Raw genomic sequence first — 11213 nt, 5'->3', positions numbered from 1 at the left:
GTTTGTAGCTTTTTGATATAACAAAAATCAAAATTTATGACTACTACAAACCGTTCTCCGCGTCCCTCTACACTGGTTGCCCAGGCATGTGCTAATGTAACTGGTTTTCATGATTTATTCAAGCGGCTCAAGCGTCGCATGAAGACATCCGGCAGAAGCGAAAGCACCCTCAACAATTACGCCCGGCACCTGGCACAGATGGCCTTACATTTCAACACGCTGCCTACTGAACTCGATGAAGATCAGATTGAAGATTACCTGTATCTCCTGCAGCAACAACACAACACGCCTTCGGAATCCTATTTCAAACACACTGTGTATGGCCTTCGGTTTGTATTCCGGCTGGAAGGACTGGATGACAAACGCATTGCCCTGCCTGCCATTCAACGGGAAGAAAAACTTCCGGTAATTCTGAGCCGGGAAGAAGTAAAACGGCTGCTGCACACACCTACTTTGCTTAAGCACCGGATCCTGATCGCTCTACTGTATGACTGTGGCCTTCGCTGTATGGAAGTGCGTAGCCTGCAACTCAAAGACATTGATCTGAACCGCCGCATGTTGCACATCCGGCAAAGCAAGGGCAAGAAAGATCGCTATGTTCCTATTGGCTCGGTACTGGCAGCCGGACTTCAAAAATACATCGATGCCGAAGGTCCTGTTAAGTGGCTCTTCAATGGCAAAGGCGATCCTTCAATTGAAGGCCGCAAAGGAGGCGATTTTGACAGCCGCTATTCCCAACGTGGTGTGCAGTGGGCCGTTACCCAGGCAGTCAAACAGGCAGGCATTAAAAAAGAAGTATCGGTTCATACCCTTCGTCATACCTATGCCACGCATTTATTGGAAGCTGGCATCGATATCATGACCATCCAAAAACTCTTGGGCCATGAGAGCATCGATACCACGATGATTTATTTACATGTTGCGCAACCCGTTGATCGACCACCCCTCAGCGTGCTGGATCAGCTTTACGGCAGGTAAACCGTGCAACCGGCTTTTGAACTGGCCACTATTCTGAACCTGCACTGGGAGCGAGCAAATGAGCAACTATCCTTAAACAGTTGGCAGTGGCGCACCCTGCATGCGATCCGGCGCTGCAGAACGGCAGCACTGGGCGGGCATATTGATCAGTGCGATAGTTGCGGGCACCTGCGTATCAGCTATAACAGTTGCCGCAATCGCCACTGTCCCAAGTGCCAGGGACAGCAGCGGGAAGCCTGGATGGCGGCCCGGCAGGAAGAACTATTGCCTGTTCCGTACTATCATGTGGTGTTTACATTACCGGAGGCGATCAATCAACTGGCGTTGCATAAACCGGCTGTTGTTTATGGTTTGCTATTCTCAACCGTTTGGAGTACGATTCAATCTTTTGCATCGGATCCAAAACACCTTGGTGCTCAAACCGGTATGATCAGCATCCTGCATACCTGGGGACAAACACTCACCCTGCATCCGCACCTGCATTGTATCGTTCCGGGTGGGGGTATCACTTCTACGGGCCATTGGAAAAGCACCCGCTGCAAAGGCAAGTTCCTCTATCCGGTAAAAGCCCTGAGTGCGGTATTCCGGGCCCGGTATGCAGCAGCCTTGCGAAAAGCGTTTCCGGAGCAGCCACCGGAATTTTTCAACCAGCTTTTTGCTACCCCCTGGGTAGTGTATGCCAAACGTCCTTTCGGTGGACCTGACCAGGTGATTGAATACCTGGGACGCTATACGCATAAGATTGCGATCAGCAATCATCGCATCACGGCAGTCAATGATCAAACTGTTCAGTTTACCTACAAGGATTACCGACAGGCAGGTACTAAAAAAGAAATGTGTTTATCTGCAGTAGAATTTATCCGGCGCTTTGCGCTGCACATCCTGCCTAAAGGATTTGTGCGGATTCGGCATTATGGGATGTTGAGTAATGCGGTAAAGCAGACATCACTTCCAACGATCCGGGAACAATTAACTCCGAAGCAGAACCGCAACAAAAAAGAGCAACCTACTGCAGAACTATCCGTACCAATTGAAGCCAGCTGTCCCTGTTGCAAAAAAGGCCGCATGCAACACGTGATGGATTTTGATCATCGGGGACCACCTATTGCAATATTGAACCAGGTAACATCAAATGTAAAGACGACCCTTTGAAAGCTGATTGCCGAACAGGCCTGGGAATTTTATATCCATTACCTATGAAAACATTGCATGATTGCCAGGAGAATCAATAGAAAATCCTGATCCGGAATAAAATTAGCTATCCTTTTGAAGGGAGTAAATCCATCATGCAACTCCAGATCAGTTTAATCCTCCGGTTTTCATTTCTTAAACCAGTAACTTCTACTATTCAAACCCCATAAGTAATAGCCCGGCTACCAAGGTTCCGTGCAACATCCGCTTCATCGTTGGCGCTTCGCACCCGACGAAGCTTAGTTGTTGTACGCAGCGGTGTTCATTTTAGATAGAATAAAACTGAAAGGTTGAAAAATTTATTCTTTGTCTTAGCATAGCTTGGGTCTTTAATTATGTTCATGAAACCGTGGATGTATCGAGAATTTATGTCAATTTTGTTCGATAAACCATATCCTACTAAAATATTCCCTGCTGCATCTATAGACTTGTAACTTGTGATATCAAAATTCCTGTTTTCAAAACCTGAGAGTTTGGAAAATACTTTAAGTCCGACGCTTGGACCTGCTCCGAAATAGAGTTTGTTAAATGAGTATTGAAGTGTCAATGGCAATTCTATATACCCTAACTTTTCATCTGTTTCATAGCTTTTTCCGTCAGAAGCCACTAACGTCATGCTTGAACCAATTACAGAAAAAGCTGGTTCGGCAGACAGGGAAAAATTCTTCGACAACATTGTCTTGTAGAAAACTCCGAATTGATAGCCAATCAATGTTTCAGTATTTTGTTCACTGGTCGGCACTTGCGGGATTGACATTGTTTTCGTTTGATTTGCCAAGTTGAAACCTGCTTTCAGACCAATCCGAGATTGACTTTTTGCACCATAAACAAAGAGCAAAAGTCCAAATACTAAAAGTGATGTCTTTTTCATAAGCGAGTAGTTGCGTACAACGTTTAGGGATTTGGCTTGCCAGGGCCATTACTAACGTCCCGCCCGGCCTACCGATAAATTTATTTCAAAAGTTCATAATTATAACCAAAAGCCCAATTGAAACCGTGACAAGTTCGGACTAATGCTCATCAATGATCTACTGTTGAAGTTCCAACGTCCCGCCCTGGTAAGCCAAATGCCCTTGTTACCTGCATGTGCTTTGTCACTTGATAGGTGTCAGGTCAATGTAGTCACCGCTATCATGTCCAACAGCAACGAAAATTTCGCTCTTATTTTTTAGAAATAATTGCTTGTCAACCTTTGTTCTGAAGATTCCGTCAAACGTAAAAGCACAATAAGCAAGTGGCAATATCCAGTCGAAGAACTCATAATTTTCGTCGTCTGTTCTTGCAATGTCGTTAATTTGCTGAAGCACTCCTGGTTGTGCATACCTGTTTTCAGGAAAATACGCAGGGTCACAAGCCCAATCAATATCATCTTTATCGTAAGTGTCTGCACCTGAGAAGTAGATAGTGGGAATTTCCTTATCGTTGTCAGCAAATTTTAGAATGCCAATCCAAAAGGCAACAATACTATCAGGGATGGGATTGAGATTTACGAGTTGTTGAAGCCAGTTAACGATTTCTGCCTGTTCGGCTTCAATATCCAATTGCCGCAATGATGTCCAGTATGATTTTGGAGCTACTTGCTCATGAAAATCTATAAACTTATTCCATGCATCTTTTACGTTTGTCCTTAAAGCAAGGATTGTCGTCAAAATGTCCCATGATTGCTCGTGTTGAAAGTCCATATCATTGTTGCTAAATTTTCTCTGCCTTTACGCTTGGTGGTTGTATCCGCAGCATTGCAGGTAACGGTTTGGGTATTGCCGAAGTGGCGGATTTTTAGCACTAAAGTTCAATAGTAGCACAACAGTTGAACCTTTCACAAATGTTTCATAGAAGCACTTCTGCCGCCATTTTGGCAATACCTTGTTAGCTGTTCGCCCTTCTTCACAATATGTTGGTTTTCTGTTCATTTTAGTGTCTTTTGGTGCGTTTGGAAAGCAAGCTCTTTTGCAATTTTAGGTCTGTGTGTTGGCTTGTGCAAATGGCAAATGTGCTTGCTTTAGCGTGGGCTTTCTTTTGGGTTTATAAATATTGATATTAAAAGTCCAATTCCTACAACTATGTCAACTATGTTCCAAATCTCTCTGCCAAGTGCAATTTTGATAAACGGTTGAAATAACAAAGCCAGTCCACAGTAAATAATCATTTCTGTTTGTCTGCCTTGTTCGTGTGCTTGATATGCTAAAATTCCAAATCCAATTAGTCCTGCGAATCTTACAAACTGATAAAAGCCATAAGGAAAGTCTACCAAACAGACGAAGAATAAAATTGCTAAACTTATTTTTATTATTTTGTCCATTAGTTTTTTACTACAATAATTTGTGCAGGTCTGATAAGTTCTTTTCCTCTGATATATCCGTTTCTGATAACAGAAATTATTTCATCATTTTTTCTATTGCTGTCTACTTCAGTTTCTACAACTTCGCAAAGTCCAACAATTAAGCGATTATCAGGAAATTCAATTTTTGTAATACCGTGTTTTTGTAATAGGCTCAAAAGTTTCTTTTGTATGGTTCTGTATCGGCTTGTTGTTTTGTTTACTTCGTCTATTTTGTTGTATTCTTTTTCAATAATGCTTTCTTCAATTCGTTCAAAAGAGTCAATGATGTCAATAATATTCAATGAAATATCTTTGAGCAAATCGTGTTTTTCGTTTTCCTTTTTCTCAAGTTCATTCTTTAAAAGATTCGTTGATTTCAAATTTTGAACTATTAGCTGTTCAAGTTCGGTTACAGATTCTTTCATTGCTTTTTATTTTAATGAATCAAATGCGTTTGCATTCAAAACATCTGTATTTATTTCTTTATGTGTCAATGTGCTTTGAATAGTTTGTATTCGCTTGGCTTTTATTTTGGCAGGAAACTTAAAATCAGCAGCTAATCTTTTTGCAGGGTCAAGTAATTGTTTTGCTGCGACTGCTATTTCCTGCAAAGAGAATTCCTTTTTCTTCATTGCAAACATTTGAGCCTTCATAATTTCAGCCTTGTCTGCATCTTGGCTTAAGTCTAATATCTTATATGGATTTTTCATTGTTCAAATATTTTAAAATGGTAAATCATCTTCTAAATTCAACTGTTGACGTAGTTTCCTTAACTTATCTAAACGATTTTCCGATTCCTGTTCGTTACCTAATTCTTTCAAATATGTTAATACTTTTTTCATCTTTAACCCTTGTGAATTTAGAGATGGTCCTGATAATATTGAAGCAAAGGAATTGTCGTCAAATAGTGATATATCCGCTCCTGCTTGTTTGAGTTGATGCAAAATTTCTTGTCTTGCGGTGCTTAATTCGTTGCTGTTTTGTTTATACGTTTGCGACATATTGTTTTTAACCCAATCAAGAATGGTGTAAATCTCTGTTGTTTTTCTTGTTCGGTCGTTCAGCATATCCATAAGATTAAATCTTATCAAAGTGATAAAATTCTTAACGACTCTCGGATTATGAGGCGAACGCAAATAAGCTCCTTTCATCAAAGACAACGCTTTGAAGTTGTCTATTTCGTTTTCATTGACTTTGGAAATACAATAGTTTGCTACATAGTTGGAATATTGATGTTTCAGTTTTTCATTTTGACTTGAAAACGAAAAACATTCTTCCATTACGGAGATTAGTTTTTCATTTTCATCATCATCTGAAATTTTGTTTGCTATTGCATTGAAGATTTTGTCCTCTACCGAGCTACTAATGTTATCAAATTTTTCAATCCATTGTTTGTTGTCTTTTGTGTTTAAACTCGTTAGAGCAACCAAATTTTCATTATTTATTGCAGTAATTACTCTATCAACCAAATCGTTAGCGAAAAAGTATTGGTAAACAACTGATGAATTTGAATTTTTAATATACGGAACACCTGCCTCCAAAGCATTTTCGTTAGAATAATTGTGATAATCGTTGTCCAATTCTTCTATTATCTCATTGTTTATTCCGTTTGATTTTGCAAAATATGGCGTAGCAAAAAAGATGTCATTTTCAACTACTTCAATTACGTTTTCTATTGCTTCTTTCTCGCTGTCGTAAAAATCATTTACTAATTTGGATAAGTTGGCATCTTGAATTTCTTTATGGATAATGGCTTCAAATTGTTGCAAAAGTTCTTTTTGTGTTGCACCTATTGAAATATTGGTTTCAGAAATCTCATCATAATTTACGTTATCAGGTATTTCATCGTGCTGTGAATAATTTGAACCGATTGCTTCTGCGAGTGAAAATGTATAATTATCGTCCCAAGTAGTGTCGTCTAATGATTTTAAAATTACTTTATCAGAGAATACAGAAGTGAGCCAACCTGAAATAACAATTTGATAATTTCTTTCCGTCAATAATCCTTTTGCTGTATATCCATAGCAACAAATGCCTAAGTTTTTCAGCAATTCGGGACTTTCCCAAAATTTCGGGAATTTATGAATAATCGTTATTGCGTTTCCATATTGCTCTGCCGAAATGTAATGCGTAAGCAAACGGTTAAATAACGTTGGTTTTATGGCTGATATTCTTTCAGAAAGTTGCTCGTCAAATACTTTTACTTCAATGGCTGATGTATCAAGACTGTCGTAAAGTTTTTTCAGTTCTTCGGTTGATAATGAGTTTTTGTATAATGCTTCTATAGAAGTATTGATTTCTTCAACTTTTTTGACAGCATTATTATTCTTTTCGGCTTGTAAAATTTCATTCAGTTTGTCTATGTCCGAAGATTGAAAATTCAAATGTGATGAAATGATTTTTTCGGCTTCCGAAAATTCTTTGTTCTTTAAAAGTTGAATAGCATACCTGTAGTATAATTCTCTCTGAAAGTTCTTATCTGATTTTTCAATTTCAGAAACATTATTCAGATTGATTTTGTCGTTTCGTTTGAGTTGGCAAATTATAATTCTTGCAATAGAATTGTTTTGAATAGTCTTGTTGCCCGATTTTTCAGCATAATCTTTGGCTGTGTTGTACTGCTGAATTGCTTCCGATAATTTTTCTGATTTTTCTTTATCGGTTGCTTTTTTGAAATGGCTATCCGCTAAATAGTAAAAGTGATTTTTCTTTAATGAAGCAAAGTCTGTTTCAGAACCTTTTTTATTGGCGGTGTCAATAAATTTGATGTTTTGGTTTAGTTTGTCAATATCGCCTTTGGCTTCTTCGTATTGAATTTTAGCAATTTCAAAAAGTGCTTTGGTTTCAACGCTTTCAAACTTTGTAACTGAAGCTGAATTGATTATCCTTTTTCTTAATGCAGTAACCTCGTTGAAATACCTTACCTTATCGGACTTGCCCGAAGCCTGTTTACCCAAATTCAATTTACACTCTGCAAGTTTTGCAGGTGCGTCAACGTGCTTTTCAAAAATATCATTCAGAATATTAATTGCGTCATTGTAATTTTGGGCATTGAAAAGGTTTTGAGCTTTTTCAAATTTAGTGTTGGGCAAAGACTGATAAATGAAATACCCGACAACTGCAATTATGACTAAAACGATGATTACTTCCATTATTCCTGTAAAATTTTAATGGTCAATATTTGCCCAACTTTTAAAGTATAAGGCTGTTCTAAGTTGTTGTCTGTCTCAATTTGTGTGTATTTGCTTCCGTCATTGTAAAAGAACTGTGCAATTTTGTACGGATAATCGCCTTTCTTTACAACATATTTTATCGTTGCTTCTTGTTTTTCAGCGATTGGTTGTATTTCTTCTTTTGTTTCTTTTGCAACATCAACGATTTGCATTTTTGAAATGCTGTCGTTCAAAACAACATTTTTTGCAATCAATTCTTTTTTGTCCGAATTTGATTTTAGAAACAGTCCTAAAAATACGATTGACAGCAACGAAACACCAATAATGAGGTAAGTCCCGATTTTTGATTTATTCGGTTTTGAAATAGAATTTAAAAGCATAAAAGCCTTTAAATCTGAATTGCATTGCGGACAAACCACATTGTTTTTTGTGTAGTCGGGCAAACCCGCTTTGTTGCAGATTGGACAGTTGTAATTCATAAAATTTTACTTATCTTCCTAAATGAATACTTCCTCCTAAATCTAAACCACCAGAACTATATCTATCCCGTAATTCAATCGCTTCATCAAGCAAAGCAAAGGCTTGGTCTTTTCTTCGGTTTCTGAAATGATTTACAATTTGGTCGTGCATTTGCAACAATCTGTGTCCATCACTCGGATTTTCTTTTGCGGCACTTTCAGACGACATTTTTACGGTAAACAATGTTATCAAAATTGGGTATTCATCTGTAATCGCTTTTAACTTCTGCATTGATTGGATTTTCAATAATGGGTCATCATCATTCTTTGCTTGTGATAACAATGTTCTCATTCTGTTGCTGTCATCTGTTCCAATCAAATCGGGATATTCTCCTATTAAAATAGTTGCAAACAGCATCGCTAATTGGTCTTCATCAACATTATCCGTAACTCTTTCGGCTTGCTCAAATGATGTGAAAATGGTTGTTCCAATTTCGTCCCATTTTTCTGAATCGTAGTTGTCAATTCCAAGACTGTTGATTTGTTCAATTTCTTTTTTAGCCGATTTAAAAAAATAATCTCTTTGTGCTTCTGTAAAATTACTGCTCAATATTTTTTCCAAAGAGTTTGACAAAAAGTCAAGTGTTTTGGAATCTTTGTTTCCTCTTGCAAGAACGATTTTTTTACTCTTTGCTTTGTTTGTTTTTGGATAGGCTTTTACTTCAAATACTTCATCAATCCCCAAAGTGAAATCCAAAACTATATCGCTCCCTGTAGGCAAATCTTCTTCAATGGTAAAAAATCCCATTGTTTGTTTTTCTTTTTCTCCACCTTCTACATCAGCGTAAATTCCAACTTTGACAACTTTCTGATTATTGACTGTTGTTTTGTAGTTTCTCAAAACATTGCAAGGCAAAGGCATTTGTTTTTCAATGATTTTATCATAGTCGTCTTTCAACTCAATAAAATAATTGTGGTTGGTGCTGTACGATATTTCAGCAACAGCAATTTCTCCATTAACAGGCGGTTCGTATTCATCGCCTAATCTGTGCGATAAAATTCCTGCACCTTCCGCAATGGCAAGCATCGGTTTTTCGGAAACTTTTACTTTATTGTTTCCGTATTTTTGGGAAAGCATTTCTTTAACCAACGGAATACAGGAAGTTCCGCCAACCAACAAAATATTATCTATCATTGAAATGTCGTAACCGACTTCTTTAAGCAAGGTTTCAATGAGTTCAATGCTTCTTTCTACGAAAGGTTTTGCCAACTTTTCAAATTCATCTCTTGTAATGGTAAGGTCAAAATCAATCCATTCTCCGTTTTCATCTTCAAAGCCGTCCATTATCAGTTGAGCATTTGTTGCTGAACTAAGTTGTATTTTAATGTTTTCTACGTTATCTCTGAATTGTGCGTCAAATTGGAATCTTTTTTTCTGGTCTAAATTTTCAATTAAAGTATCAATGTCATAAATGTTGTAGTCCTGCGAAATTCTTTTGAGTATATACGTTTGCAATGCTCTGTCTAAATCATCGCCACCAAGCCAACGGTCGCCACCTGTACCGGCTTCCATATATTGTCCGTCCACAATGTTTAGAATGGATAGGTCAAAAGTTCCGCCACCAAAATCATAAATCAAAACCGTTTTTGCATCACCCGCTTTCAAATTGTCCACACCGTAAGCAATGGCGGCAGCCGTTGGTTCGGCTAATAATTTTTGAACTTTTAAACCTGCAAGTTGTGCTGCAATTCGTGTAGCATTTTTCTGTTTTTCCGTAAAATATGCAGGAACAGTAATTACAGCGTGTGTAACTTCATCACCTAATTTTTCTTCTGCATCGGTTTTGAGTTTCTTTAAAATCTCTGCACTCAACTGTTCAGGTGTATATTGTTTACCGCCAAGAATAACTGCAACAGCATCGTCAGTTCCGCCTTTCAATGATGTAATTCCATATTTGTAATACGGACTTTCAATCATATCCTGCACCATTTTATCTTTGATAGCACCACCCATTAGTCTTTTTACAGAAAGGATAGTGTTTATTGGGTCAGTTTTTAATAATTGATAGGCTGTTCTACCAACTAAGATTTCTTCCTTTCTAAGTCCGATACAAGAACGTGTCAGCTCTTCGTTTTCTTTGTTTCTGATAATTTTTACACCTGTGTCCTTAAATGCAATTACTGAATTGCTTGTCCCAAGGTCTATGCCGATTGCTTTTTTCATATTATGCTTTAATATCGTTTATTGTCAAATTTGTTTTAGGGTTGTTCTCGTGCGGTTGGGGCAAAAGCAAATGTGCTGCAAAGCATTGGATTTGTGCGGTGGGTTGCAGCTCTTTTGTTTTTGCCGAAGCGTTGGCTTGTTTGGTCATTCGTTCGTCTGTTTAATTTATGGATTGTCGCTGGTTTAGGGTGACAGCTAACGTTTCGGTATTTGTATTGCCAGGGCCATTACTAACGTCCCGCCCGGCTCAGCCGATCTTTTATTTACTAATGTCCATATTTATAACCAAAAGCTCGATTGAAACCGTGACAAGCCTGGGCCGATGCTCATCAATGATCTAATGCTGAAGCTCCATTGTCCCGCCCTGGTAATACAAATACCACTGTTATACGAACGGTCAACGACGATTATTGCCCATATTCATTCAGCATATATAACAATACATCAGAGCTTCATTTAATCGTAACGCTGCAAACATTAGAGTAACTGCGGCTGTTCAATATTCATATTCTTACTTATAATTATGCACCCCACCATACACCATCACTATCAGTTGCATCCCCGTAACGCGGTGGTATTGTGTCCTGGTAATGTATCTACTTTTTTGCTGCCCACCTTACCGAGCCGAAGACAAGTCGAACATACAACAGGCGGTGTAACACTTTTATGTGGCAGTTTGCAGCCGGGGGTATCGTGCACATTGTAACCTATACAATTCAACGGATGTTTTCACATAAGGTCGCCCACCTTGCTATTGGCTTTGACATATACAACCTGAATCTCCCGCACCCACAACCTGTTAGCCATTCATTGCTACAACCTATGAGGGCTAACTGATGCTCTTGCTGTTCATTCCAATTGACAGCAAT

11 protein-coding genes are annotated in these 11213 nt (G+C 38.4%); 2 read left to right on the top strand and 9 right to left on the bottom strand.

Annotated elements, in window-relative coordinates; all coding sequences use genetic code 11:
* Positions 1-36: 36 nt before the first annotated feature.
* Both BC349_RS06890 and BC349_RS06885 read left to right on the top strand, forming a co-directional pair.
* The gene (locus tag BC349_RS06890) at positions 37-978 is read left to right on the top strand and encodes a tyrosine-type recombinase/integrase (RefSeq protein ID WP_187256030.1); all 942 of its coding nucleotides are present in this window, start codon (positions 37-39) and stop codon (positions 976-978) included.
* Positions 979-981: 3 nt separating this feature from the next.
* Positions 982-2130, top strand: coding sequence for an IS91 family transposase (locus BC349_RS06885; protein WP_187256029.1), 1149 nt, complete (start codon positions 982-984; stop codon positions 2128-2130).
* 301 nt (positions 2131-2431) lie between these two features.
* Here the strand turns inward: BC349_RS06885 and BC349_RS06880 are convergent, their stop codons facing one another.
* From BC349_RS06880 to BC349_RS06840, 9 genes are all read right to left on the bottom strand, one after another.
* A complete protein-coding gene (locus tag BC349_RS06880; protein WP_187256028.1) occupies positions 2432-3040 on the bottom strand; it encodes a porin family protein in 609 nt (202 codons plus the stop codon).
* Positions 3041-3263: 223 nt separating this feature from the next.
* Entirely contained in the window at positions 3264-3851 is a 588-nt protein-coding gene (locus BC349_RS06875; RefSeq protein WP_187256027.1) for a hypothetical protein, read from the bottom strand.
* A gap of 317 nt (positions 3852-4168) precedes the next feature.
* Complete coding sequence (locus BC349_RS06870; RefSeq protein ID WP_187256026.1) at positions 4169-4468, bottom strand: DUF6804 family protein; 300 nt, start codon at positions 4466-4468, stop codon at positions 4169-4171.
* Positions 4468-4914 carry a nucleotide exchange factor GrpE gene (locus tag BC349_RS06865; RefSeq protein ID WP_187256025.1) on the bottom strand — a complete coding sequence of 149 codons (447 nt, stop codon included), beginning with the start codon at positions 4912-4914 and terminating at the stop codon, positions 4468-4470. The genes BC349_RS06870 and BC349_RS06865 overlap by 1 nt, the downstream gene beginning before the upstream one ends.
* A gap of 6 nt (positions 4915-4920) precedes the next feature.
* Entirely contained in the window at positions 4921-5199 is a 279-nt protein-coding gene (locus BC349_RS06860) for a molecular chaperone DnaJ (protein ID WP_187256024.1), read from the bottom strand.
* Positions 5200-5211: 12 nt separating this feature from the next.
* Positions 5212-7641 (bottom strand): hypothetical protein, encoded by a 2430-nt coding sequence (locus tag BC349_RS06855; RefSeq protein WP_187256023.1) that lies wholly within the window; start codon positions 7639-7641, stop codon positions 5212-5214.
* Positions 7641-8141 (bottom strand): LysM peptidoglycan-binding domain-containing protein, encoded by a 501-nt coding sequence (locus BC349_RS06850; RefSeq protein ID WP_187256022.1) that lies wholly within the window; start codon positions 8139-8141, stop codon positions 7641-7643. The genes BC349_RS06855 and BC349_RS06850 overlap by 1 nt, the downstream gene beginning before the upstream one ends.
* 10 nt (positions 8142-8151) lie before the next feature.
* The gene (locus BC349_RS06845; protein ID WP_187256021.1) at positions 8152-10344 is read right to left on the bottom strand and encodes an Hsp70 family protein; all 2193 of its coding nucleotides are present in this window, start codon (positions 10342-10344) and stop codon (positions 8152-8154) included.
* Between the two features lies 1 nt (position 10345).
* Positions 10346-10492: a hypothetical protein gene (locus BC349_RS06840; protein WP_187256020.1), complete on the bottom strand. Its 147-nt coding sequence runs from the start codon at positions 10490-10492 to the stop codon at positions 10346-10348.
* Positions 10493-11213: the final 721 nt, after the last annotated feature.

It is taken from the genome of Flavihumibacter stibioxidans (assembly GCF_014332695.1).
Taxonomy (GTDB): domain Bacteria; phylum Bacteroidota; class Bacteroidia; order Chitinophagales; family Chitinophagaceae; genus Flavihumibacter; species Flavihumibacter stibioxidans.
The sequence above is the reverse complement of the archived record's forward strand: the minus strand, read 5'-3'. Positions and strand labels throughout refer to the sequence as shown.

Bases quoted from the DNA above. Each gene is read 5' to 3' on its own strand.
- BC349_RS06855 (WP_187256023.1), bottom strand. From the start codon at position 7,641: ATGGAAGTAATCATCGTTTTAGTCATAATTGCAGTTGTCGGGTATTTC.
- BC349_RS06865 (WP_187256025.1), bottom strand. From the start codon at position 4,914: ATGAAAGAATCTGTAACCGAACTTGAACAGCTAATAGTTCAAAATTTG.
- BC349_RS06880 (WP_187256028.1), bottom strand. From the start codon at position 3,040: ATGAAAAAGACATCACTTTTAGTATTTGGACTTTTGCTCTTTGTTTAT.
- BC349_RS06850 (WP_187256022.1), bottom strand. From the start codon at position 8,141: ATGAATTACAACTGTCCAATCTGCAACAAAGCGGGTTTGCCCGACTAC.
- BC349_RS06845 (WP_187256021.1), bottom strand. From the start codon at position 10,344: ATGAAAAAAGCAATCGGCATAGACCTTGGGACAAGCAATTCAGTAATT.
- BC349_RS06860 (WP_187256024.1), bottom strand. From the start codon at position 5,199: ATGAAAAATCCATATAAGATATTAGACTTAAGCCAAGATGCAGACAAG.
- BC349_RS06875 (WP_187256027.1), bottom strand. From the start codon at position 3,851: ATGGACTTTCAACACGAGCAATCATGGGACATTTTGACGACAATCCTT.
- BC349_RS06870 (WP_187256026.1), bottom strand. From the start codon at position 4,468: ATGGACAAAATAATAAAAATAAGTTTAGCAATTTTATTCTTCGTCTGT.
- BC349_RS06840 (WP_187256020.1), bottom strand. From the start codon at position 10,492: ATGACCAAACAAGCCAACGCTTCGGCAAAAACAAAAGAGCTGCAACCC.
- BC349_RS06890 (WP_187256030.1), top strand. From the start codon at position 37: ATGACTACTACAAACCGTTCTCCGCGTCCCTCTACACTGGTTGCCCAG.